19 protein-coding genes are annotated in these 23,869 nt (G+C 62.6%); 8 read left to right on the forward strand and 11 right to left on the reverse strand.

Going from position 1 to position 23,869, the window contains the following annotated elements; all coding sequences use genetic code 11:
* Positions 1 to 12 precede the first annotated feature (12 nt).
* Positions 13 to 633, forward strand: coding sequence for an L-threonylcarbamoyladenylate synthase (locus tag M1D89_RS13335; protein WP_498644097.1), 621 nt, complete (start codon positions 13 to 15; stop codon positions 631 to 633).
* Positions 634 to 655: 22 nt separating this feature from the next.
* Here the strand turns inward: M1D89_RS13335 and M1D89_RS13340 are convergent, their stop codons facing one another.
* Both M1D89_RS13340 and ligD read right to left on the reverse strand, forming a co-directional pair.
* Complete coding sequence (locus M1D89_RS13340; RefSeq protein WP_498644099.1) at positions 656 to 1,843, reverse strand: serine hydrolase domain-containing protein; 1,188 nt, start codon at positions 1,841 to 1,843, stop codon at positions 656 to 658.
* A 27-nt stretch (positions 1,844 to 1,870) separates the two neighbouring features.
* Positions 1,871 to 2,896, reverse strand: a complete 1,026-nt coding sequence (gene ligD, locus M1D89_RS13345; RefSeq protein ID WP_498644101.1) for a non-homologous end-joining DNA ligase — start codon at positions 2,894 to 2,896, stop codon at positions 1,871 to 1,873.
* Between the two features lie 75 nt (positions 2,897 to 2,971).
* On the opposite strand from ligD, the gene M1D89_RS13350 reads away from it, so the two are divergent.
* Entirely contained in the window at positions 2,972 to 3,637 is a 666-nt protein-coding gene (locus M1D89_RS13350; protein ID WP_498644103.1) for an alpha/beta hydrolase family protein, read from the forward strand.
* On the opposite strand, the gene M1D89_RS13355 is transcribed toward M1D89_RS13350, so the two are convergent.
* The 3 genes from M1D89_RS13355 to M1D89_RS13365 all read right to left on the reverse strand — a co-directional run bounded on the left by M1D89_RS13355 (position 3,634) and on the right by M1D89_RS13365 (position 7,324).
* The gene (locus tag M1D89_RS13355) at positions 3,634 to 5,781 is read right to left on the reverse strand and encodes an elongation factor G-like protein EF-G2 (protein WP_498644105.1); all 2,148 of its coding nucleotides are present in this window, start codon (positions 5,779 to 5,781) and stop codon (positions 3,634 to 3,636) included. The two genes, M1D89_RS13350 and M1D89_RS13355, sit on opposite strands and share 4 nt — an antisense overlap.
* A 159-nt stretch (positions 5,782 to 5,940) precedes the next feature.
* Complete coding sequence (locus tag M1D89_RS13360; RefSeq protein ID WP_498644107.1) at positions 5,941 to 6,675, reverse strand: M50 family metallopeptidase; 735 nt, start codon at positions 6,673 to 6,675, stop codon at positions 5,941 to 5,943.
* Positions 6,676 to 6,706: 31 nt separating this feature from the next.
* Positions 6,707 to 7,324 (reverse strand): TetR/AcrR family transcriptional regulator C-terminal domain-containing protein, encoded by a 618-nt coding sequence (locus tag M1D89_RS13365; protein ID WP_498644109.1) that lies wholly within the window; start codon positions 7,322 to 7,324, stop codon positions 6,707 to 6,709.
* 160 nt (positions 7,325 to 7,484) lie between these two features.
* On the opposite strand from M1D89_RS13365, the gene M1D89_RS13370 reads away from it, so the two are divergent.
* Both M1D89_RS13370 and M1D89_RS13375 read left to right on the forward strand, forming a co-directional pair.
* Positions 7,485 to 8,942 carry an APC family permease gene (locus M1D89_RS13370; protein WP_498644111.1) on the forward strand — a complete coding sequence of 486 codons (1,458 nt, stop codon included), beginning with the start codon at positions 7,485 to 7,487 and terminating at the stop codon, positions 8,940 to 8,942.
* Entirely contained in the window at positions 8,932 to 10,566 is a 1,635-nt protein-coding gene (locus M1D89_RS13375; RefSeq protein ID WP_498644113.1) for an amidohydrolase, read from the forward strand. The genes M1D89_RS13370 and M1D89_RS13375 overlap by 11 nt, the downstream gene beginning before the upstream one ends.
* Positions 10,567 to 10,589: 23 nt before the next feature.
* Here the strand turns inward: M1D89_RS13375 and hrpB are convergent, their stop codons facing one another.
* On the reverse strand, positions 10,590 to 13,262 hold the full coding sequence (gene hrpB / locus M1D89_RS13380; protein ID WP_498644115.1) for an ATP-dependent helicase HrpB: 2,673 nt from the start codon (positions 13,260 to 13,262) through the stop codon (positions 10,590 to 10,592).
* Between the two features lie 78 nt (positions 13,263 to 13,340).
* Positions 13,341 to 14,384: an NAD(P)-dependent alcohol dehydrogenase gene (locus tag M1D89_RS13385; RefSeq protein ID WP_498644117.1), complete on the reverse strand. Its 1,044-nt coding sequence runs from the start codon at positions 14,382 to 14,384 to the stop codon at positions 13,341 to 13,343.
* A gap of 129 nt (positions 14,385 to 14,513) precedes the next feature.
* Between M1D89_RS13385 and M1D89_RS13390 the strand changes: the two genes are divergently transcribed.
* The 3 genes from M1D89_RS13390 (at position 14,514) to M1D89_RS13400 (ending at position 18,061) form a co-directional block, all read left to right on the forward strand.
* Entirely contained in the window at positions 14,514 to 15,410 is an 897-nt protein-coding gene (locus M1D89_RS13390) for a helix-turn-helix transcriptional regulator (RefSeq protein ID WP_498644119.1), read from the forward strand.
* Positions 15,411 to 15,436: 26 nt separating this feature from the next.
* On the forward strand, positions 15,437 to 15,841 hold the full coding sequence (locus M1D89_RS13395; RefSeq protein ID WP_498644121.1) for a (R)-mandelonitrile lyase: 405 nt from the start codon (positions 15,437 to 15,439) through the stop codon (positions 15,839 to 15,841).
* 321 nt (positions 15,842 to 16,162) lie between these two features.
* Positions 16,163 to 18,061 (forward strand): HNH endonuclease signature motif containing protein, encoded by a 1,899-nt coding sequence (locus M1D89_RS13400; RefSeq protein ID WP_498644123.1) that lies wholly within the window; start codon positions 16,163 to 16,165, stop codon positions 18,059 to 18,061.
* A 98-nt stretch (positions 18,062 to 18,159) separates the two neighbouring features.
* On the opposite strand, the gene M1D89_RS13405 is transcribed toward M1D89_RS13400, so the two are convergent.
* From M1D89_RS13405 to M1D89_RS13420, 4 genes are all read right to left on the reverse strand, one after another.
* Positions 18,160 to 19,419, reverse strand: a complete 1,260-nt coding sequence (locus tag M1D89_RS13405; protein WP_498644125.1) for an RNA polymerase sigma factor — start codon at positions 19,417 to 19,419, stop codon at positions 18,160 to 18,162.
* 27 nt (positions 19,420 to 19,446) lie between these two features.
* On the reverse strand, positions 19,447 to 19,866 hold the full coding sequence (locus tag M1D89_RS13410) for a YciI family protein (protein WP_475033158.1): 420 nt from the start codon (positions 19,864 to 19,866) through the stop codon (positions 19,447 to 19,449).
* 163 nt (positions 19,867 to 20,029) lie between these two features.
* Positions 20,030 to 20,599, reverse strand: coding sequence for a hypothetical protein (locus tag M1D89_RS13415; protein WP_498644127.1), 570 nt, complete (start codon positions 20,597 to 20,599; stop codon positions 20,030 to 20,032).
* Positions 20,600 to 20,738: 139 nt separating this feature from the next.
* Entirely contained in the window at positions 20,739 to 21,704 is a 966-nt protein-coding gene (locus M1D89_RS13420; RefSeq protein WP_498650955.1) for a 5'-3' exonuclease, read from the reverse strand.
* 167 nt (positions 21,705 to 21,871) lie between these two features.
* Between M1D89_RS13420 and M1D89_RS13425 the strand changes: the two genes are divergently transcribed.
* Positions 21,872 to 23,806, forward strand: coding sequence for an FAD-binding monooxygenase (locus M1D89_RS13425; RefSeq protein WP_498644129.1), 1,935 nt, complete (start codon positions 21,872 to 21,874; stop codon positions 23,804 to 23,806).
* The last annotated feature ends 63 nt before the right edge of the window (positions 23,807 to 23,869 follow it).

Raw genomic sequence — 23,869 nt, forward strand, 5'->3', positions numbered from 1 at the left:
TAGGCTCTTTCCATGGCCAGATTCTTTGATGTACACCCGGAAGATCCGCAACCACGCGCCATCGGCCAAGTGGTGAACATGCTCCAGGGCGGCGGCTTGATCGCTTACCCTACTGACTCGTGCTACGCGCTTGGTGCACAGATCGGCAACAGGGAAGCTTTGGACCGCATCAGGACCATCAGGCACCTCGACGACAAACACCACTTCACCCTTGTGTGCAAGGACTTTGCCCAGATGGGGCAATTCGTGATGTTGGACAATGACATCTTCAGGAGCATCAAGGCTGTCACCCCAGGCAGCTACACGTTCATCCTCCCGGCCACCCGCGAAGTTCCCAAGCGGCTCCTGCATCCGAAGAAGAAAACCGTGGGAGTGCGCATCCCGGACCATCGTGTGGTTCAGGCGCTCCTGGCCGAGCTGGGCGAGCCCTTGCTCTCCAGCACGCTCCTGCTGCCGGATGAGGAAGAACCGTTGACCCAGGGTTGGGAAATCAAGGAGCGCCTGGACAACCAAGTGGACGGCGTCATCGATGCGGGCGACACGGGCGCAGAGCCCACCACCGTGATCGACTTTTCCAGCGGCGTGGCCGAGGTTGTCCGCTACGGAACGGGCGATCCCTCCCGATTCGAATAATCGGCCGGACTGTTGATGGCCGCTACCGGAATTGGAAACGGCACCCGGAATTCAGGGCGATTTGTGCAACGCCTGTCATTTCCAACGCCTGTGCTGACGGTTGGGAGGAGACTGGCTGCGGCGGATACGCCATGAAAATGGACAGTTGGCGGTTGCCATCGGCGCTGCTGATGGCAATGCTTCCGTACCCTGGAATGTCTCCTGCATGGCCGTAGTAGAAGCCGTTGGTGCAGCGGTCATCCCAGTGGTCCAGGCCGAGGCCATAGTCGGCAAACACTGTGCCCTTCATGGCAATAAGGCTCGCCGGGGACAACAACTGCCCCCTTAGGAGAGCGGCTTGGAAGACGGAGATGTCCTCCACAGTGGACACCAGCCCTCCGTTGGCGATCCCGTCCGGGAGCCCGGTGCCGGTAACGTCCACGGTTTCTCCCTCCAATTTGACGTAACCGTGAATGACGTCATCGGGGACAGCGGAGTCCGCATTCAGGAACTCCGTGGATTGGAGGTTCAAGGGCGTCAGGACGTCCGACCTCAAGACAGCCCCCAGCGGCGCACCTCGAAGATGCTCCACCAGCTGGCTCAACAGGGCATCGGCATCGGGTGCCGCTGCGGCGGGCAGGTCAGCAGCAGGCACGTCAGCGGCGTCGCCAAGAAGCTGGCGGATCGTCACCGGACTCCCTGCCGTGAGGGAGCCGGGAAGGTATGCCGTGACGGGGTCATCCAACCCCAGCCGTTCCTCTTCCACGAGCTTCATGACGGAGACTGCTATCAATGTCCGGAACTGGTCACCCACAGGAAAGCGGTCACCCGGCTGCACAGCAGCTTGTCCCTCCCTGGTCAGGACTCCTTCTGCGAGCGTCCACTCCTGACGGCCGACCTTCGCTTTGATGAGGACAGCCGACGCCCCTTCTTCCAGCTTCTCCCGCGAAAAGAGCTCAAGAGTGGCGCGTAGCTCCTGGAACGCAGGGGTGGTAGCGGCGCTCTCCGTGGGCACCGGAGATGTGGTGAGCGTGGGTGCGGCAGGAGTGGCCGTCGTCGAAGGTTGAACAGTTGTTGGCGGAAGCGGTACGGCGGTGGTGGGCTGAATCGGCTGCGGTTCCGGGGTTTCCGTGCAGGCGCTGAGGAAGAAGCCGCTGAGCAACAATCCGCTGGTAAGCCAGCCGCATGCGAGTGCGGTAGTTGGTATCCCCCTCGCTGGACGTCGCGGCACACGCACTCCCGCTGCAGTTTCTCCGGCCTACTCCTCCGGGGTGCGTGCCCGGCTCGGCTGCACGCGCATGGGTTCGCCCGGCATCTTGGGGAATTCCGGCGGGAAGGGCATTTCGCCCTGACCGTTCTTGACGTCACGCTCCCACCACTTCAGCAGGACGTCGATGTCGCCCGGGTGATGGTGCATGGATTCCCAGGGGTCGCCTACTTTAGCCAAGCGATCCGGGACTGTCTTAATGGTGTACTTCGCAGGATCTGCATTCTCCAGTTCGTCCCACGTCAACGGGCAGGACACCTGGGCCGTAGGTACCGCGCGGGGACTGTAGGCCCCGGCAATAGTCCGATCCCTGTTGGCTTGGTTGAAGTCCACGAAAATCCTGGTCCCGCGTTCTTCTTTCCACCAGGCTGTAGTGACCTTCTCCGGCATGCGCCGCTCCAACTCGCGTCCAGCGGCGATCACGGCGTGCCGGACGTCGAGGAATTCATGCTTGGGATGGATGGGCGCATACACGTGGAGTCCCCGGTTGCCGGAGGTCTTGATGAACGCCGTGAGGCCGGCTTCGTCCAGTACGGAGCGCAGTTCCAGGGCGGCTGGGATGGCGTCGTCGAAGTCTGTGCCAGGTTGCGGATCCAGGTCGATCCTGAGTTGGTCCGGATTGTCGGGATCATTGGCCCGGGACGCCCAAGGATGGAACACCACGGTATTCATCTGGGCTGCCCACACTGCAGCCGCCGGCTCGTCGATCACCAACTGCGGGTGGGAACGGGCGCTGGGGTAGGTCACGGGTACGGAACGGACATACTCCGGGGCGCCTTTGGGGGGATTTTTGGAGAAGAACATGTCGCCTTCAATGCTGCCCGAATAGCGCTGAAGGCTGATCGGCCGGTTCCCGTTTGCCGTTACGAAAGCCTCGCCGACGTCGATGAGGTAGTTGGCAAGGTCCAGCTTGGTTAATCCAGCATCAGGCCACATCACCCGGCTTGGACTCGAAATCCTGACCTCGCGGGGGCCGTCAGGACCAGGGACAGTAACGGTGGTTGCTTCGCTCGCCATGGCCACAAGCTACCGCGTTTAAGCCCTGCGCGTCAGCACCCGATGCGTTTTGGTGTCGTGGGCAATGATGGAGGCATGCCAAACACTGAAACATCCGTGACCATCGCCGTCGGTGAAACCGAAGTGTCCGCCCTCCACATCCGGCCGCCGCAGCCCTTCGCCACCGTTGTTGTGGCACACGGGGCGGGAGCCGGAATGGAACACCCGTTCCTGGAGGGTTTCGCTGGTGCGATGGCAGGCGAAGGCGTAGCCACGTTACGCTTCAACTTTCCCTACCGCGAGGCTGGGAGGCGTTTCCCGGACCGCCCGCCGCTGGCTATCGCCACGTGGCGGGCAGTAATGGACAAAGCAGCCGAGCTAGGCGAAGGTGAACCCCTGTGGGCAGCGGGCAAATCCTTTGGTGGACGCATGGCTTCCATGGCAGTGGCCGAGGGCATGCCCGCAAGGGGTTTGGTGTACCTTGGTTATCCGCTCCACGCACCCGGCAAGCCGGAGAAAATGCGGGATGAACACCTCTATGGCGTCACTGTGCCCATGCTGTTTCTCCAAGGCACGCGCGATACGTTCGCTACGCCGGATCTGTTGGAGGCAGTGGTGGCGAAGATAGGCCCGACGGCGACACTCCAGTGGAGTGAGGGCGGTGACCATTCGTTCGCGGTCAAGGGCCTGAAACGTGGGGCGGCCGAGGTTGGGGCGTCACTTGCCCCGGCGGTTGCTGCTTTCCTGAGGGCAAACGCCTAGGTCTGCTTCGGCAGAGGTTCGTGGCGAAGGAAGGACCTACGAAAACGGCCCGTGCCTGCAGTGAGGGCACGGAGTTCAATGGCGTACCGCAGCAGTTCCTGGTCCGGCACTTCAGCACTGATTTCGGTTCCTTCACCGTCAGCGGCGGTAGTGCCGGTCACACGACCCCTGCGTCCGGACAGATCACTCATCACCGCGCCCACGTATTCGTCGGGAACGCTGATGACAACGGACGAGACGGGTTCCAGCAACTGGATCCTGGCCGTGGCCGCAGCTTCCCTCAGGGCTAACGCGCCGGCCGCCTGGAAGGCTGCGTCGGAGGAGTCCACACTATGGGTTTTTCCACCTACCAGCGTCACTTTGATGTCCACCACCGGGAATCCGGCGGAGACACCCTTCAGCATTTGTGAGCGGACGCCCTTCTCGACGGATGTGACAAACGTCCCGGGGATTGCCCCGCCCACGATTTTGTCAGTGAACTCAAAACCCTCACCGCGGGCAAGTGGCTCAACCTCAATGTCACAGATGGCGAATTGTCCGTGGCCGCCGGATTGCTTGACATGCCGCCCATGTCCGGTTGCCTTGGTGGCAAAGGTTTCCCTGAGGGGTGTGATGACATCCACGGTCTGGAGTTTGACGCCTTGGTTCCGCAGCCTGTCCAGGACCACTTCGGCGTGGGCCTCTCCCATGCACCACAGGATGAGTTGGTGCGTGTCCTGGTTACGTTCCAAACGAAGCGTTGGATCGGCTGCTGCAACCTTTCCGATGCTCTTGGCAAGTGCATCCTCATCACTGCGCGAAGCTCCTTCAATAGCTACAGGCATCAAAGGCTCGGGCATGTTCCAGGTCTCGATGAGCAGCGGCGCCTCACGGTCCGAGACTGTGTCGCCTGTCTCCGCGCTTGCCAGCTTGCTGATGGCGCAGATGTCACCGGCAACGCACTGCGGAATGGCTTTAAGGCTCGAACCCACAGGCGAGTAGAGATGGGTGATGCGCTCATCGGCGTCGTGGTCCTCGTGCCCCCGGTCCGCCAAGCCCCTTCCACCGATATGGATCGAAGAGTCTTCCCGCAGGGTCCCGGAAAAGACCCGCACCAAGCAGACACGGCCGAGGAATGGATCCACGGTGGTTCGCACTACTTCTGCGGCGAGCCGTCCGGCCGGGTCACACGGCAAGGGCTTCAGCGAGGAGCCGTCCAGTTTCATGACCGCAGGGGTGCTGCGTTCCAGCGGCGATGGCAAAGCATCGGTCAACAGTGCCATGAGTTCCGGAAGGCCCAGGCCTGTTTCGGCCGACGTCGGCATAACCGGGAAGAAGCTGCCCCGTGCGACCGCAGTTTCAAGATCGGTGATGAGGTCCATGAGTGGCAGTTCTTCACCGCCAAGGTACCGGTCCATGAGGGTTTCATCTTCGCTTTCGGCGATGATGCCTTCGATGAGGGGTCCCCTGGCTGCTTCGACGTCCGAGGCCGGCTCCAGGTCCTTATTCTCAGTGCTGTCGGGATTCTCTGTGCTGTCGGGATTCTCAGTGCCGTGGAGCACGCCGATGAGTCCGGCGTTGCCCACGGCTGGGAGATACAGCGGGAGGACAGCCTCACCGAACGCTTCCTGGCAACGCACGACGGCGGCACTGAAGTCAGCGCGCGGATGGTCCAGTTTGCTGACTACCACCGCACGCGGCATTCGGATCTTCTCGCACTCGCCCCACAACGCAACGGTGGCACCGTCAATGCCATCAACAGCGGACACAACGAAAAGGGCCGCATCTGCGGCCCTCAAACCAGCGCGCAGTTCGCCAGTGAAGTCGGTGTAGCCGGGGGTGTCGATCAGGTTGACCTTGATATCCCCCACGAGAATCGGGGCTACAGACAACGTGACCGAGCGTTGCTGGTGAATCGCGGAGGGGTCGGAATCACTGACAGTGGTGCCTTCGCTGATGGACCCCATCCGGGTGATGGCACCTGTTGCGGCCAGTAAGGCCTCCACCAGCATCGATTTGCCCGCACCCGAATGTCCCACGAGCGCCACGTTCCGGATTTTTGCTGGATCGCTGGCGGCGAGGGCAGCCCCATTGTCACCGCGTCTGGCGTCGGTTGCGCCAGGTCCGGCTCCTTTTGCTGTTTCGCGCGTGCCCTTCGCGGACATGGGCACCTCCTGGTGTTGTATCCCGGCACGGTGTCCGAACCCATCCAGTTCGAACGTTAAAGAGGATTGGACACCCTGAAGCGACCACAGGCAAGGCCTGGCGGCGACGAAAGCCGGACAATCGCCGTCGGGTTTCTTGACCGCCGGTCAACTACCGCATTAAACGGTAAGCAGCCCCCACAGCAACCACACCGACCCTACGGCGCATCCAGCGATCACCGCCGTGAATCCGGTCAGCCAGACGAATGCCGGGACGCCCGTGGTGCGGCCAAGAATGAAGGCATCAGAGGCGGCCAAGCGGTCGCGGCGTCGGGTGTGCACGCCGGCAAGTTTGAACAGATCCCGAACACCGCCCACGGATAGGGCGACGCCGAGCGCCAGGACTACATAGTTGACTACCGTGGGCGTCGCGAACAGGATCAGGAGCTGCGCGGTTGCAGCGCTCAACACTGCCACCAGGATGCCGGTCAGGTTCCTCAGGAAGATGAGAGAAACCAGCAGGATCAGCGCCCCGATGGACATGGCGGCGCCGGACCGGCCCGCCGCAAAGGCAGCGATCAGGCACAAACCAACCACAGCCGGCGCAGGATAGCCCCAAAATCCGGACCACGCTGCCCCGAAGGCGCTCCGGCCACTACTGACAAGACGCCCCGAATGGTCGAGGCCGATCCGGAGCCCATGGACAAAGCGTCCCGTCATGAGTGCGGCGTAGGCATGCCCCAGCTCATGGACGAAAGTGACGTAGAGGCCGAACCACCTCCAGGTTGCGCGAGGGATGCTCAGGACGACGGCGCACGCCAGGATGCCCAGCAGGGCAGATATTGGCACCGCGGTGGTGTGAGTGTCGGTGAAGCCGCGGATCACCGCGTCCCACCAATCCTGCGCGAGATTCAAGGCATCTTCCAGGATCCCGGGGCTGCCGAATTCACAGCACCGTCGACTGAAGACGGGAATGCAGTCCGGCGATGAGGATTTCGAGGCCGAACTCGAAGGCCGCCTCGCCTCGTTCATCAGAGGGTCCTGCGTGAGCCAAGGCGCTGGTGAGTGCAGGGTACCCCTGAGCAGGTGGAGCCCAGACGACGTCGGGTGCTGCCAGGTCCAAGGCGAAACCCAGGGCGAAACTGTCAATAGTTGAAATCGCTGACATCACATCCCGGCCCCGGAATCCTGCAGCTTCGAGGGCCACCGCCAGGTTCTCGTAGAGTGCCATGACTTGGGCGTCCTGAACAGTTTGGAGTACCAGCAGAGGCGCGAGTTTTGGATGGCGGGCGAAGGCGTCGCGATAACTCCGGACAATAGCGCGAAGTGACGCCTCCCAATCCTGCTCGTCCTCCAGGACGTAGGGGCTCTCGGAGATGATCCGGCCACGCATGAGCTCGAGGATCTCCTCCCGCCCGCTCACATGGTTGTAAATGGAGGATTGGCTCACGCCAATCCGTTTAGCCAGTTTCGGCAGGCTGAAGTCCCCTGCCTCGTCCACCAGCTCAAGGGCAGCGGTGACGAGTGCGTCAATCGATATCAGCGGGACCAGCGGGCGTGCCATACGGGTGTCTCCATTCAAGGTTGTTGTTACGACTCTAGTCAGAAGTTTGCGTCGAGGTATTGTGCGCGGGGTCACAAGGACCTACGATAAACGAAAGCCTTTCGCTTTATGTTCGGCTTCTCCTGAAATCTCCCCTCCCCAAACACCCCAGAGGATCCCCATGTCTGACCTCGAAACCCGACCACCGGCAGCAGACGCCGGAAATGGGCTCAAACGGAATGCCATTGGCACCGGCGGTATTGCCTTCCTGGTAATCTCCGCAGCAGCTCCCCTCACCGTAATGGCCGGTGTGGCACCCGTAGCCATCGGCGTTGGGGGCATAGGCGCCCCCATGGGCTACGCCATTGCCGGAGCGGTCCTGCTGGTCTTCGCCGTCTCCTTCATGGCCATGACCAAACACGTCAAGGCCGCTGGCGGCTTCTACACCTACATCACCTTGGCCATGGGCAAAACCGTGGGCCTGGCCTCAGCCATCTTGGCGATCGTTTCCTATAACTGCCTGCAAATCGGCGTCTACGGACTGTTCGCCGTCCAGACCCAAGCCATGCTCCTCGCACTCTTCGGCTGGGACGTGCCCTGGCCGGCCGTCGCGTTGGTAGCCATCGCGGCCGTGTGGTTCCTGGGGTATCGGGGCATCGATGTTGGCGCCAAGGTCCTTGGCGTGCTGCTCATCGCCGAAACTGCGATCCTGGCCATCATGGGCTTCGGGATCCTTGCACGTGGCGGCGCTGAAGGGATCAGTTTCGCTTCCTTCTCCCCCGAGCATGCCTTCACGCCAGGTGTCCTGGCTATCCTGGCTGTCTGCTTCGCAGCCTTCATGGGCTTCGAATCAACCGTGCTGTACCGCCGCGAGGCCCGAAACCCTGATAAGTCCGTTCCCCGGGCAACCTATATTGCAGTGGGTTTCATGTCCGTGTTCTACGCCTTCATTGTGTGGACTGTCATCCAGGCCTACGGGGATGGAAATGTGGTTGTTGCCGCCGGTGAACTGGCCGATGGGATGTTTTTTGCCACTATCAACCAATACGTGGGCCCTTGGGCGGAAGTAGTCATGTACGTGCTGATCGTGACCAGCGTCTATGCCTCCCAGCTGGCCTTCCACAACGCCATCAACCGCTACGTGTACATGCTCGCCAAAGACGGCGTGCTCCCCGCGTTCCTTGGCAGGACCCACCCCAAGTACAAGTCCCCGCATCGCGCCGGGCAGATCCAGACCATTCTGGCCGCCGTCGTGATCATCATTTGCGCCGTCGCCGGCGCGGACCCCTACAAGCAACTGCTGATCTGGGTCAACACGCCGGGCATCTTCGGGATCGTGGCCCTGCAGGGTCTGGTGTCGGTAGCAGCGTTCATCTACTTACGGCGGAACCCCGCCGCGGCCACACACCGATTGCTCATTCCCCTGAGCGTGACCTCGGCCATCCTGCTGTTCGGCGTGGTGGCACTGACCGCCATCAACATCGAACTCCTCACCTTTGCGGATGCGCTGACCAACACCATCCTGCTCCTGGTCGCGCCCGTTGTGTTCCTTACAGGATTGCTGGTCGCCCGCAGGCTGCGCACCACCCGCCCTGACGTCTTCTCCCGGATTGGAAGCTTTGAAACCCATGACTCCTGACCTCATCGTCCTTGCCGACACCATTCACACCATGGGTGAGCAACACCATGAGCAGCCCGTCCAAGCCGTCGCTGTCAGCGGCGGGTTGATCGTCGCGGTCGGCAGCCGCCAAGACGCCAGGGACTGGCAACAGGTGGACACCCGTGTAGTGGATCTGGGAGACGCCACGCTCACACCGGGATTGGTGGACTGCCATTTCCACCCGGTGTTCGGCTTGGACCTGACAATCGGCGTCGACCTCGCCGCCGCTACGTCGCTGGATGAAGTCCTCACACTTCTGCGAGCAGAAGCAACGCACGACGACGGCTGGTTGCGTGGGTGGGGACTGAACCCGAACGCCTTCGGAACAGTTCCGCTACATCGCAGCGTGCTGGACGGCGTCTCCGGCGACCAGCCTGCATTCATCCGGTTGTTCGATGGGCATTCGGCACTGGCAAACAGCCGCGCCCTGGAACTGGCCGGAATCCATGGCCGGTTCGAATTCGACCAAGCCGCTGAGGTGGTCTGCGACGCAAACGGCGTTCCCACCGGGCTCCTGCTCGAAGCCGCAGCCATGGAATTGGTGCAGCGCCACATCCCGCAAGAGTCCTTCGCCCAACGCAAAGTGCGACTCGCCGAACTCCTTCGAGACTTCGCCCGCTCAGGCCTGACGGGCGGCCACATCATGGACCACAGCGAGGAATCCACCGCACTCTTCCAGGCATTGGAGGCGGACGGCGAACTCCCGCTGCGGCTTCGGACCGCGCCGTGGTGCATGCCGGGCAGTGGCGAAGCCGAATGGAAAGAACTGGCGCGCAGCATCGGCACAGGAGGCCGGCGCTGGTCCATTGAGGCCATCAAACTCTTCGTCGATGGCACCGTGGACAACGGAACAGCCTGGCTCTACGAACCTGATGTTCATGGCCAATCCACCGCGCCGTTCTGGCCGCGGCCCGAAGAATACTCCACCGCCGTCCGGTACTTTGCCTCCCGCGGTATCCCCACTGCCACGCACGCTATCGGCGATGCCGGGGTTGCCCATGTGTTGGAGGCCCTGGAATCGCTGCGAAACGCTGTTCCTGCTGACGTCCTGCGCCGAACCGTCCACAGGATCGAGCACATCGAAACCGTGCCCGATGAGGTGGTGGCACGATTCAAGGGTGCAGGCGTTGTGGCCAGCATGCAGCCGACCCATTGCACCCACTACTCCCTTGCGGATCACAGCGACAACTGGTCAACCCGTCTTGGCGCGGAGCGGGCGGACCGGGCATGGCGCTGCCGTGATCTTCGCGACGCCGGAGTCACTCTGGGTATCGGCTCTGACTGGCCCATCGCGCCCTACGAGCCGCTTCCAATCATCGCGGACGCCCAGTTGCGCCGTCGTTCGGGCAATCCGGGGCAGGAACCCATCGCACCGTCCCAGGCCCTCACAGCGCTCCAAGCACTGGAGGGATACACCTCCCACGCAGCGAAAGCTGCAGGCCAGTGGGACGTTTCGGGCTCCATCACCGTGGGCAAGCGCGCCGATTTCACGGCGTTCGAACTCGATCCTTTGGCGACCGGCCCGGATGAATTTGCCGCAAGCAGCGTGCTGGGGACGTTCGTGGACGGGGAAATCCAGTTCATGGTGGAGCGGCAGGCTTAATCGGACGCTCCTGAGGCCAGAGGCTACATCCTGTTCTTCGTTTTTGCCGTGGCCGGCGCGGTCCACGGGTCTTCGGGCCAGGGGTGCCTGGGGTAACGCCCACGCATCTCGGCCCGAACCTGGGAGTAGGGACCGGACCAGAAAGAGGCGAGATCGTCGGTGACGGCCAACGGCCTTCCTGCCGGGGATAGCAAGTGAAACAACACCGGGACCCTGCCGTCCACCAAACGTGGGGTTCGATCCCAACCGAAGCATTCCTGAAGCTTGACCGCCACCACCGGGCGGCCGTCGTCGTGACCACTGCCGCTGCTGTCCGAAACTTCGGGGTAATCGATCCGGACGCGCGAACCACTCGGCACCGCCAGGCGTTCCGGCACGAGGTCTTCGAGCCGGGCAGCCTCCGGCCAAGGGAGCAGGCGCCTCAGTGGATCAACGAGGTTGATGGAACTCACCGAGGCGCCGGTGGCCATCGCTTCCAGCTCCGGGCCCAGCCAGTCCTCCAGCTTGGACAACAGGGCGGTTTCGCGAACGTCAGGCCAGGGACTTCCGAGCTCACGGTGCAGCAAAGCGAGGCGCCGGCGTAGGGCATCAGCTGCGGTCGACCAGCCGATCATGGACATACCCGCCTTCTCCAACGCCTCGGACACGGCACGACGGCCGGACTCTGCATTGGGACGGATGGGCGTGGAGGACAACACGATGGCGCCCATACGGCGCTCCAGCCTGGCCATTACCCGGCCTTGGTCGAACTTCGCCTGCACCGCCTCCGTGAGGAGATCGGGCGCGGCAGCTTCGGCCAGTTCGGCCGACAACGGCGCGGCGGAACGGATGACCGCACCCGTGCCGGCGGCATCACGCCCCTGGGCGCGCGACACCTCGGCAACCGCAAGCCAGTCCTGCCCGGACAGTGAACTGCCAATAGGGAGCCCGGCCCGCGTCCCTGACGAGAGCAAGTACGTGGTGGATCCATCGCCAGTTACACGCCTGGCCACCCGGTCCGGGAAAGCCAGCGCCACCACAAAGCCGGGCGCTTCCCTCGCCGTGACATCGGCAGGCGGCTTGGGATGCACAACGGCGGCAACCTCCTGCCGTACCCGCGTCTCCTTCTGTATCAGTGTCTCCATCCGCTTAACGTCTTCCGCGAAACGACGCGCGCCAGGGTCCGATCCCGAACGCAACGCAGTAAGCAGCTTCGTAAGGTCCGCGCCGGGTGCCCGCTGGTCGCCGGCCACGAGTGCCACTGTTTCAGCCGCTGCGCCTCGGCCCACAACAGCCGATCCGTCCAATAAGGCGCGGGCAAGCCGGGGATCCGCCGGGATGCGCGCCAAGGCCTTGCCAGTGGCCGTGACTATTCCGTCCCGGGTAACAGCACCGAGTTCCCGGAGGACTTCCACGGCATCGTTCATAGCTGCGGCTGGCGGTACGTCCGGTAGCTGCAGGCCTGAACCACCCGGCGCGCCCCAGCAGGCAAGGACCAAGGCAGCGCTGGTGAGGTCTGCAACGGAGATTTCGGGGGTTTGATGTGCCGGAGCTGCAACATAGGCTTGCTGGTCATAGCAGCGAACCACCAGGCCCGGTCCTTGTCTCGCTGCACGGCCGGCGCGTTGATCTGCCGAAGCCCGCGAACAGGAAACGGTCACAAGTCCGGACATACCGCGGCCAGCGTCCCTTCGCGGTTCCCTTGAAAGGCCCGAGTCGATGACCAGCCGCACGCCGGGGACAGTCAGGGATGATTCAGCCAACGACGTGGACACAATGATCCGGGGCGGCCCGCCGGGTTCACGGCCGGATACCGCGCGGTCCTGGGCTTCCGGACCGATCTGGCCGTGCAACTCGAGCACCTCCACACCGTGCGGCAGCAGCGCTCGAAGACGAGTGGCGACGTCGGAAACTTCCCGGGCTCCTGGAAGGAAAACCAGAGCATCTACCTCGGGGTTCCGGCTCAGGGCAGTCGCGTGGGATGTCGCCGCCGTGTGGGCCACATGATCGAGGAAGCTCCGGGATACTCCCCGGGCATCCAATCGATGCTCCCGGGCCGGAGCCCACTGGACCTCCAACGGGTACAGCGCGGAAGGACAGTCGACGACGGGAGCCGGCCCACCGCCGTCGAGCCCTGTCCCAAGAAGCTTTGCGAAACGCTGGGCATCGAGGGTTGCCGACATGGCCACCAGCGTGAGGTCACCGCGCAACTCACGGACCTCCGCGAGCATGCCGACCAAGAGATCCGTCTCGAGTCCACGTTCGTGGACCTCGTCAAGGACCACGGCGTGGACGCCTTCAAGTCCGGGGTCAGCCAGGAGACGCCGGAGGAGAATGCCTGGGGTGACGAATTCAACCACGGTTTCCGGGCTGGTTTTGCTTTCACCTCGGACTGAATAGCCCACCCTGCCACCCAGGCGGCTTCGGTCCAGCGTGGCGAGGCGGCGTGCGGCTGAGCGGGCGGCTACGCGCCGGGGTTGGGTGACGACGACGTGTGGCTGGCCCGGGTTCTGTTCGGACACGAGATTGGCGAGCAGCGGTGGAACCAGTGTGGTCTTGCCTGTGCCCGGAGGCGCCTGCACAACTGCCGTTCCGCCGACTACAGTGCCGCCGTCGCTTTGGTCTTTCAAAGCGGTAGCAAGCTTAGCGAGGGATTCCGCAAAGACCAGTCCCCTACCGATGGTGTCCAGTCTGAAAGTCACCAGACCATTGTCCATGCTGCGTGGCAGTGGAAAGGCCACGCCCTCAAAGGGGGCGTGGCCTTTCTCAGGTGGTGCTATTGGAATGCTGCGTATCTAGCCGATGGTGGAGGCGTCGATGACAAAGCGGTAGCGGACATCGGAGGCAAGAACACGTTCGTAGGCGTCGTTGATCTTGCTGGCCGGAATGACCTCGATCTCGGCGCCAAGGCCGTGCTCTGCGCAGAAGTTCAGCATTTCCTGAGTTTCGCGGATACCGCCGATCGCGGAACCGGCAAAGCGACGACGACCCATAATCAGCGAGAACACGTTGACCGGCAGCGGCTCGGCGGGCGCACCAACGTTGACCAACGTGCCGTCAAGCGTCAGCAGCTGCAAGTAAGCGCTGATGTCGATGGAAGCGCTGACAGTGTTGATGATGAGGTCGAAGGTGCCAGCGAGCTGTTCGAACGTGGCGGGATCGCTGGTGGCGTAGTAGTGGTCCGCACCCAACTCGAGCCCGTCTTCCATCTTCTTCAGCGACTGCGAGAGCACTGTTACCTCGGCGCCCATGGCGTCGGCAATCTTGACAGCCATGTGGCCGAGTCCGCCAAGACCAACGACGGCAACCTTCTTACCGGGACCGGCGCCCCAGTGGTGCAAAGGCGAGTAGGTGGTGATGCCGGCGCACAGCAACGGCGCGGCGACGTCGAGGTTCAAACCTTCCGGGATGGTGACGACGAAGTCCTCATTCACCACCACGTTGCTGGAGTAGCCGCCCTGCGTGATGGTGCCGTCGCGGTCAACGGCGCCGTAGGTGCCTACGTTTCCCTTGAGGCAATACTGTTCCTCACCGGCAAGGCAGTTCTTGCACTCTTTGCAGGAGTTCACCATGCAGCCGACGCCTACGCGGTCGCCCACCTTGTGCTTGGTGACGTCCGAGCCAACCTCGGTGACGATACCCGCGATTTCGTGGCCAGGTGCCAAGGGGTATTGCTGCGGGCCCCAATCACCGCGAACAGTATGGATATCCGAGTGGCAGATGCCGGCGAACTTGATGTCAATGTGGACGTCGTTCGGACCGACCTGGCGACGTTCGATGGTGGTCAGGGTCAGGTCGCCCGTGGCCGAGGGGGCAGCGTAAGCGTTAGCGGTAGGCATGTTTCTCCTGCGTGGTGAACGTTGTTGGATGCTTCCATCTAACCTCCTTTCCCTGAATGGAAGGAGTTACTGCTGTTAGGGGTACTGACAGGGACTCCCTTAGCGGGCCAAAGATCCTACCGTGGAAGCATGGACAACCGAACAGAGACGCGCGATTTCCTCTCCACGCGACGGGCGAAGATCACGCCAGAGCAAGCCGGACTGGCCGCCTATGGTGGCAATCGCCGTGTACCGGGCCTCCGCCGCGGCGAAGTGGCCACGCTGGCCGGAGTAAGCGTGGAGTACTACACCCGCCTGGAGCGGGGAAATCTCGCGGGTGTCTCGGAAAGCGTGCTGGAGTCCCTGGCGAACGCCCTGCAACTCGACGACGCCGAACGTGCCCACCTGTACGACCTCGCCCGCGCGGCGAGCGACGGTGGCAGGTCACGACGCCGGCCGGTGCGGAAGCAGGTCATCCGGTCTGGCGTTCAGCTCACCCTGGATGCGATTAGCGGTTCACCCGCTTTCGTCCGGAACGGTCGGCTGGATCTCCTGGCAACGAACGCCCTGGGGCGCGCTTTGTACTCGGACATTTACGATAGCCCCGCAGGTCCGCCCAACCACGCCCGATTCCTTTTCCTCGATCCGCGCAGCCGGGATTTCTATACGGATTGGGAACGGGCGGCCAACGACACGGTGGCCATCATGCGGACCGAGGCAGGCCGCGATCCTTACGACCGGGGTCTCAGCGACCTTGTGGGTGAGCTGTCCACGCGCAGCGAGGAATTCCGGGTTCGTTGGGCATCCCATAACGTACGCCAGCATTACACCGGGAAGAAGCACTTCCGGCATCGGGTAGTTGGCGATCTGCATTTGCTGTACGAAGCCCTTGAGTTGTCCGCCGATGCCGGCTTGACGTTGACGGTCTACAACGCGGAACCCGGGACGGGTACGGCGGATGCCCTGCAGCTACTCGCAAGCTGGGCCGCGACGACCCCCGCGATTCCTGAGGATTCCGGGGACCTCCGGTCCATCCACAACAAGTGACTAATTCTTCAATTCCAAGGGGCACCATGGATATCATTCCCAAAACCACCAGCACCAAGGGACCGGCCGGGCTGTTCACCGGCGACGTCTACTTTGACGTCATCGCCAAGGGGGAGGCGCCATCTCAGCTGCGGGTAAACATAGTCCGCTTCTCGCCCTGTTCACGGACCGCGTGGCACAAGCATGCCGGAGGGCAAACCCTTCACGTCACAGACGGAGTCTGCTTGGTGCAGGCACGAGGCGGTCCGGTGCAAGTGGTCCAGCAAGGTCAAACCATCTACACACCACCGGGTGAATGGCACTGGCACGGCGCAGCACCGGACCACTTCATGAGCCACTTGGCCATGTGGGAAACCGCTGGCATCACTGATGGTTCGGAAACGTCGTGGGGTGAGTTGGTCACCGACGATGAATATGGCTACCCGGAGTGATCGAGATTGATCGTTTACTGACGACGCATTGATCGGGGTACGAGGGGCGCAAATAGTAGGGGAAGCGGTTTCCATCCTTCTGCCTTAGCGGCTGGCCATCATCTGCTACCTGGCCGATCTTCCAGGCAGTGTAGAAGCACTGGGATACCGCCCCCGCGGAGTCCATCAACCTGAACCTGCGTATTTGCTGCCCACGCTGTAGGCATCCGACTCCAGCATTTTTCCGTCCGTTACCGCCGGAATGCCTCTTCTTTTGCCGTCTTACAGGAGAGCCATTGCAAGGGAGCTAAAAATGTCAGACCCCCATGACAGGGTTTATGTATGGGAATTATCGGGCAGGTCGTGGCACGGCGGGCTGGTTCGCCGCGCGCCTATGAGTTGCTTCGTCAACGCGCCCGGCGATCTGTAGGCGTACCTGCCCGGCTGACCGCGTACTGGGATTCCGCTTACAAGGACACTGCGTATGTTGGCCCTGCGGCAGGCACCTATGCGGAAACCTCACGGACCCCTGAGCTGCTTCTTGGATTCGCGTCGGCGCCTAACGCCGGAGATTCCCCGCCACTAGGGGCACCCGCAACGTCCGCCCCGGAAAGTGCAGCTCCCGAGGAGGTGCCCGGGCAGTTGCCCTGGACAAAGGCCTCCGCCCCCGAACAGTTGCCGGAGTCGCTGTGGCCGGAGTCGCTGTGGCCGGAATCCTCGGCGCCGGGTTTGCCGGTACTGGAAGCGGCGCTCCTTGAGGGTGCTGCCGCAGCGGACGCGTTGAGATCAATAGCTTCCGATGAGGCGCGGTTGTTCGGGTTCGTTGAGGCTGCTGACTTTGCGGGCAGGATTGAGGAGATCTCCCGGTCGTTGGAGTACTTGCAGGTTGTCGCGGCGCAGGCGGTGGAACGAACCCGGAGGGAAGCACAGCAAACAGAACCCGGGTCGTCAGGGGCGTCGGCAGCGACGCCGGAATGGCGGACCGGTTGGACTGAACCAGGGCCAGGATCGGGTGTGGCGTCGGCTTCCGTTGGTGAAGCACGCTCCCCAAAAGTGAGCCCTTTGGATGACGGGTACCGGAACGCCGCTGAGTTCCTTCGGGCCCGGCTGCGGATCAGCCTCGCGGAGGCCCGGCGCAGGTTGGCCCTCGCCCCCGAGGTGCTGCCGCAGGCCGGAATGGCCGGGCAACAGATCCCGGCCCGGCGCGAAGCGCTGGCCGAAGCTCTCTCCTCTGGAGAGGTGTCTTCCCGGTCCGCGACGATCATCAGCACCGCGCTGGACCACGTCCGGCAGCTCACCGATGACCAGACCATCACCCGGATGGAACACGCCCTCACCACCACCGCCCTGGACTCCGACCCGGACTTCCTCAGCAAAATGACCAAACGCTGGACCGACATGATCGACCAGGACGGCCCCGAACCCTCCGAAGAAGTCCTCCGCCAACTCCAAGGCGCGTTCCTCCGCCGCCGACGCCGCCACGGACTTCACCACATCGAAATCTTCGCCACCGCCGAACAATACGAAACCCTGGCCACCGCGATGAACACCGCCACCAACCCACGACTCCAGAACGCCACCAGCCAGGACGGGCCCGGCACCACACCCGACCTGGACCGGCGCAGCCGGGCCCAGAAACTCCTCAACGGCCTCGTCGGCGCCTGCGCCCTCGCGATGACCACCGGGAAACTGCCCTCCAACGGCGGACTCCGACCCCAACTCACCGTCACCATCGACGAACGAGACCTCTTCGAACGACTCAACAACCACAACAACCACCAACAACCCGGCACCGGACCCGCACGGAACCCGCTCAGCACCGGCACAGCAACCTTCACCGGCCCGATCCACCCGAACACCATCCGCAAAATCGCCTGCGACGCCGACATCATCCCCGTCCTCCTCGGCACCGACTCCCGCGTCCTGGACATCGGCCGCACCACCCGGATCTTCCCACCCCACATCCGCAAAGCCATCACCGCCCGCGACGGCGGCTGCGCCTTCCCCGACTGCACCATCCCCGCACCCTGGTGCGAAGCCCACCACACCACCTACTGGTCAAACGGCGGCACCACCTCAACACACAACGGCACCCTGCTCTGCAGCCACCACCACCTCATCCACAAAGAACAATGGCTCATCAACATCACAACAGGAACCCCCTGGTTCATCCCCCCACCCCACATCGACCCCCAACAAACACCCCGACGCAACCACCACCACACACCCCGCAGAACATAAATGTGTTGCGGCCATAAAGGTGTTGCGGCAGAAGCACGGGCTGAACTACATCCACGAGCGGTCAGGGGCAAGTGCCTTGTCCCTCTTGTTGTGATGTGTCAGTTCTGCTTGCCTGCCAAGTCTGCGATCTTCTGCTCCAACGCACTCCGTTCGGCGGCGTTCGAGCACAGGTCGAGTGCTTCCAACAGAGCTACCTTGGCTTCCGCGAGCCGACCGAGCCGGGTGAGGAGCTCACCTCGCACTGTCGGTACAAGGTGCGACCCTTTCAGAGCACCCCTGTCCGCGATCGCATCCACCAACTGCAATCCGGAGGCCGGGCCGGAATCCATGGCAACCGCAACTGCGTGATTCAGTTCAACCACAGGGGATGCAACCAGCCGCCCCAGTGCCTCGTACAGAATCACGATTCGTTGCCAATCCGTCTCCTCCGCAGTCCGAGCCACCGCGTGGCATTCCGCAATGGAGGCCTGCAATCCGTATGCGCCAAGACCTCGGCCAGCCGCCACCGCCGTCGAAAGGGCAGCCCTGCCCCGGCGTATCGCGGACTGGTCCCACCGCCGTCGATCCTGGTCTTCGAGAAGGACCGGCTGACCGGCTGCGTCGAGCCTGGCAGGAAAACGTGCTGCGGTCAGTTCCATCAGGGCTAAGAGGCCAAACACTTCGGACTCGGGAGCCAGCCGAACCAAAACGCGGGCGAGCCGACGTGCTTCGCTGGCCAGTTCCGTCCGCATCCATGAGTCACCCCCCGAGGCAAAGGCACCTTCCGAGAAGATCAGGTAGACCACCTGCAGCACTGAGCCCAGTCGCTCCGAAATTTCAGACGCCTCCGGCACCGCAAACGGCACGTGCGCCGCTGCCAGAGTTTTCTTTGCCCGCGTAATGCGGGCCTGGATGGTCGGAACGGGGACCAGGAACGACTTGGCAATCTCTTCCGTGCCCATGCCGCCCACCACACGAAGCGTCAGGGCAATTCGCGCTTCCTTTGGCAGCACGGGATGGCAAGAGACAAACATCAATGAGAGGACATCGTCATCGATTGCATCAGGGTTGAACAAAGTGTCCACGCCCGGCTCCTCTTCGGACAGATCGCGGGCCAGCAAGGCGTACTTTTCGTCGCGAACAGCACGACGCCGGAACGAATCGATCGCCCGACGCCGGCCGGCAGTCAGGAGCCAACCCGCCGGCTCTGCGGGGATGCCGTTGACGGACCAGGACACGAGAGCTTCTGCCAGCGCTTCTTGGGCAAGGTCCTCTGCCAACGTGAAGTCACCGGTGTAGCGGGCAAGGGCGCCGACGATGCGGGCGGATTCGCTCCGCCACACCGCTTCGACGGCGGCCCTTGCCTCATTGCTGCTCACGCCGGTCGCTGGTGACCGGCGGCGAAATCAGAGCTGACCGGTCTGCTCGCGCCATGCGCGTTCCTTTTGGATCCATTCATTGTCCTGAGGGAACTCGTCGATGCTTGTGACGCGCCGGATTTCGGTCTTGGTACCTGCCGTCATCGGCGCACGCTTGGCCCACTCGATTGCTTCCTGCTTGGAGGCGACGTCCAGGATGTAATAGCCTCCGAAGAGTTCCTTTGTTTCGCCATAGGGGCCATCAGTGACCACCGGGGTTTCACCGGTGAAGTCCACAACCACTCCGTCCTTGGCGTCGTCCAGGCCTTCAGCGGCCAAGAGGACTCCGGCACGGATCAGCTCGTCATTGAATTTTCCCATTGCCTCGAGGATCTCGTTGAAATCGATGTTCTCGAACTTGGCGTATGAAGCGTCGTCTGCCCGCATGATCAACATGTATTTCGCCATTTGACTCAATCTCCTGTGTCGTGGAAAGCCGCCCTTCGACCTTCTCATCCATAGGTCGAACAGCGCGAGAAGAAATCGACAACTGGTTGACAACAAGTTTGCCGAAAGGATCCCCCGGACGTATCCGGGGGATCCTTATGCGGAAGGCTTTCGCCCAGTGATCCTAGCGGCCGCCTCCTCCGATGACCCCGGCTTCGACAGCTTTGGTCACGGCATCAGCTTCGGCTTGTGTCAGCTTGCCGTCCGTGACCGCCTTGTCCAGCTTGGTCTTCAGGGCGGCGGAACGTTCCGCTTGGCCCGCGGCTCGGATTTCTTCCAGTGCAGCGGTGACCTTGGCTTCTTCTACGCCCAATGCTTCAGCGAGTGACTTTGCCAGGGCGGCATCCTGAGCTGAACGGTCGGGCTTTGTTCCTTCCGTTCCTTCGGCGGGTGGCGTGGTGGGTTTGTTTGCTTCACGGAACGCCTTCAAGGCTTCGGTGACTTTGGCTTCGTCCACACCAAGCTTTGTTGCCAACTCAGCCGCTATTTGGCCCCGATCACGTCCGTGCCCGCCGAGCTTTCCCCCACGATCTGACGGGGTGGTTGCATCCCCGGACAACGTGGAGCCAGGGGACGACGTAGCGCTCGGTGATGGTGTGGTGGCCGCCGTCGCGATACTGGTTGCACCAAGTCCTGCGCCTAGTGCCAGCGCTCCCGCTGCCATACCCAGGGTGATTCTCTTGATTTTCGACATATGCCTCTCCTCAATGAGCCGTTAGTACGGCTGGTGTCTGAAGGACGGTCACTAGTTCCGTCCTCTTAACACGATGAGAGACTCACCCCAGCGCTGGCTGTTTCGAACCTGTCATTGGGCTGTGAAAGTGAACCGGTTTCTATGATGGGTGTCGTCGGCGGACCCGGTCCAGCGCCTCCAGCAACCTCTTGACCGATCCACCCAGATTCCAGTCATTTGCCAGCTGCTCAAGTTCGGCGCGAGCGTCTCCGGTGACGGGACGCAGCTCGGCGCGTACTTCTTCCAGTGTCGGCACCTCCAAGTCACGCACGACATTCACGACGGCGGGCGCCACCTTGAGGTAGTCAGCCGCCGCGGACAGCTTGGCCCGGAGGGAAGCCGACAACCCGCCGTCGGGTGCTTCCGCCGCCTCAAGAAGTCCTTCCAAGGAGCCGTGCGTGCCAAGCAACGACGCCGCCGTCTTTTCGCCGATGCCGGCCACTCCGGGCAGCCCGTCGGAGGCATCGCCCCGGAGTGTTGCGTAGTCGGCGTATTGCTGGGGCAGGACACGATACTTGCCCACCACTACGATGTCGGTGAGGACTTCCAGGTTCCTCATGCCGCGGGCCGTGTAAATGACACGAATCCCACGGTCGTCATCGACGAGCTGGAAGAGGTCGCGGTCACCAGTCACCACGTCCGTCGGGAAGGTCGCTTGGCTCGCATAGGTGCCTATGACGTCATCAGCCTCATGCTCGTCAACTCCCACCACAGCGATCCCGGCAAGGTCCAATACTCGGCGGATCATGGGAATCTGCGCCTCAAGCGGGTCCGGGACAACCTCTACATCGGGACCATTCGGAATAATTTCCGCGACCCTGTGCGACTTGTAGCTTGGAATCAGGTCAACGCGCCATTGCGGGCGCCAATCGTTGTCCCAGCAGGCCACCAAGTGCGTGGCTTCGTAGTCGGTGGTGAGGCGGGCGATCATATCCATCAGGCCCCGCACCGCGTTCACAGGCGTTCCGTCGGATCGTCGAATGGAATCGGGCACACCGTAGAAGGCGCGGAAATACAAGGAGGCAGTATCCAAAAGCATCAGTCGCGGCATACCTGATCCTGACATGCCCATGGTTCAATCCGCCGGAAGCTACACAGGGTTCCGTCATAAGACCCTTCAAGGACTTGAACGCGGGTGTGAGCCGCATTACGATTGTGTGAGCAATAATAGAACACACTGTTCTATTATCGAACGACTCAATGCGACAGCCCACAAAGAAGTGAGGAAAGCCCGTGCAGTTCCACCACCACGGTTACGTATCCGGTGACCCCCGTGTTGAGCCGGCCGCCGGCGTCGGTATCAATCGCCCAGCCGAGCTTCCCGACGAGGTTGACGTCCTTATCGTGGGCACTGGCCCTGCCGGGATGCTGACGGCAGCACAGCTTTCGCAGTTCCCTGACGTCACCACACGTATCATTGAGCGCCGCCCCGGGCGCTTGGCCATCGGCCAGGCCGACGGCATCCAAGCGCGCAGCGTCGAGACGTTCCAAGCCTTCGGTTTTGCGGAGCGCATCACGGCCGAGGCGTACCGGATCACGGAGATGGCGTTCTGGAAGCCGGACCCGGCCGACCATTCGCGCATCGTCCGGGCTGCCCGGGCAGTGGATGATCCCGCTGGGATCAGTGAGTTCCCGCACCTGATCGTCAACCAGGCACGGGTCCTGGACTACTTCGCAGAATTCATGGCCAACTCCCCCGCCCGCATGACACCGGACTACGGCTACGAGTTCCACAGCCTCAATGTCACCGGAGAGGGCGACTACCCGGTCACGGTAACGCTCGCCTACACCTCCGGGCCCAACGAAGGCCAGGAACGGGTGATTCGCGCCAAGTATGTGGTGGGCGCAGACGGAGCGCGCAGCAAGGTCCGTGAGTCCATCGGATGTCACCTCGCGGGCGACCAGGCCAACCACGCGTGGGGCGTCATGGACGTCCTTGCTGTCACCGACTTCCCTGACATTCGAACTAAATGCGCCATCCAGTCCGGAGCCGGCGGCAGCATCCTGCTGATTCCCCGCGAAGGCGGTCACCTGTTCCGCATGTACGTCGACTTGGGCGAAGTCAACCCGAATGACAAAGGCGCCGTTCGCAAAACCACTATTGAACAAATCATTCAAAAAGCCAACGACATCCTTCACCCGTACACGTTGGATGTGCGCAACGTTGCCTGGCACAGCGTGTATGAAGTGGGACACCGGCTCACTGACAGGTTCGACGACGTCCTGCCGGAGGAGCGCGGCAGCCGCACTCCACGGGTGTTCATCACCGGCGACGCCTGCCACACCCACAGCGCTAAAGCCGGGCAAGGTATGAACGTCTCCATGCAGGACGGCTTCAACATCGGCTGGAAACTTGGCCACGTCCTGGAAGGCCGTAGCCCCGAGTCCCTGCTGGACACCTACTCGGCTGAACGCCAGGTGGTGGCGAAGAACCTCATCGACTTCGATAAACAGTGGTCCACCCTGATGGCCAAGAAGCCCGAAGAGTTCGAGGACCCCGCGGAATTGGAGACCTTCTACACCAGCACTGCCGAGTTCCCCGCAGGCTTTATGACCCAGTACACCCAGTCGCTGGTCATCGCCGAGGCACAACATCAGGAGCTCGCCACCGGCTTCCCCGTTGGCAAGCGCTTCAAGTCCGCTCCCGTGCTCCGGGTCTGCGACACGAACCCCATGCACCTGGGCCACCACGCCAAGGCAGACGGTCGCTGGCGCATCTATGTCTTCGCTGACGGGGCGCAGGCTGGAGCCCAGGGACCTGTGGCGGAGTTTGCCGACTGGATCGCAAACTCGCCGGATTCTCCGCTGGCGGCGACGCCGTCGGACGCTGACATCGACGCCTGGTTCGACGTGAAGGTGATCTACCAGCAAGACCACACCAACGTGGACATCAACGCCGTCCCCGCGGCCTTCAAACCCACGGTTGGACCGTTCAAGCTCACCTACCTCGAGAAGGTCTTCGGCACGGACCCCAATGCTGACATCTTCGAGCTGCGTGGCCTCAGCCGCGACGGCGTGGTTGTAGTGGTCCGGCCGGATCAGTACGTCGCCAACGTACTGCCGTTGACAGCGACGGCTGAACTGGGAGATTTCTTTGCGCCGCTGCTTTCAGCCGGGCGTACTGAAGTCACCGCGAAAAAGCCGGGCTTGGTGAGCAATCAGGTGTAAGACACAAACGATCCAGGCGGGGAGACAAGTCCGACTCCCCGCCTGGTGCAACGCCACACCGTG

The sequence above is a fragment of the Arthrobacter sp. D3-18 genome (assembly GCF_054408525.1).

Excerpts from the sequence above, each read along its gene's own strand:
- M1D89_RS13335 (WP_498644097.1), top strand. The coding sequence starts at position 13 with ATGGCCAGATTCTTTGATGTACACCCGGAAGATCCGCAACCACGCGCC.
- ligD (WP_498644101.1), bottom strand. The coding sequence starts at position 2,896 with ATGGCGAGCGAAGCAACCACCGTTACTGTCCCTGGTCCTGACGGCCCC.
- M1D89_RS13415 (WP_498644127.1), bottom strand. The coding sequence starts at position 20,599 with ATGTCGAAAATCAAGAGAATCACCCTGGGTATGGCAGCGGGAGCGCTG.
- M1D89_RS13375 (WP_498644113.1), top strand. The coding sequence starts at position 8,932 with ATGACTCCTGACCTCATCGTCCTTGCCGACACCATTCACACCATGGGT.
- M1D89_RS13350 (WP_498644103.1), top strand. The coding sequence starts at position 2,972 with ATGCCAAACACTGAAACATCCGTGACCATCGCCGTCGGTGAAACCGAA.
- M1D89_RS13390 (WP_498644119.1), top strand. The coding sequence starts at position 14,514 with ATGGACAACCGAACAGAGACGCGCGATTTCCTCTCCACGCGACGGGCG.
- M1D89_RS13420 (WP_498650955.1), bottom strand. The coding sequence starts at position 21,704 with ATGTCAGGATCAGGTATGCCGCGACTGATGCTTTTGGATACTGCCTCC.
- M1D89_RS13365 (WP_498644109.1), bottom strand. The coding sequence starts at position 7,324 with ATGGCACGCCCGCTGGTCCCGCTGATATCGATTGACGCACTCGTCACC.
- M1D89_RS13355 (WP_498644105.1), bottom strand. The coding sequence starts at position 5,781 with ATGTCCGCGAAGGGCACGCGCGAAACAGCAAAAGGAGCCGGACCTGGC.
- M1D89_RS13370 (WP_498644111.1), top strand. The coding sequence starts at position 7,485 with ATGTCTGACCTCGAAACCCGACCACCGGCAGCAGACGCCGGAAATGGG.
- M1D89_RS13400 (WP_498644123.1), top strand. The coding sequence starts at position 16,163 with ATGGGAATTATCGGGCAGGTCGTGGCACGGCGGGCTGGTTCGCCGCGC.
- M1D89_RS13410 (WP_475033158.1), bottom strand. The coding sequence starts at position 19,866 with ATGGCGAAATACATGTTGATCATGCGGGCAGACGACGCTTCATACGCC.
- hrpB (WP_498644115.1), bottom strand. The coding sequence starts at position 13,262 with ATGGACAATGGTCTGGTGACTTTCAGACTGGACACCATCGGTAGGGGA.
- M1D89_RS13395 (WP_498644121.1), top strand. The coding sequence starts at position 15,437 with ATGGATATCATTCCCAAAACCACCAGCACCAAGGGACCGGCCGGGCTG.
- M1D89_RS13385 (WP_498644117.1), bottom strand. The coding sequence starts at position 14,384 with ATGCCTACCGCTAACGCTTACGCTGCCCCCTCGGCCACGGGCGACCTG.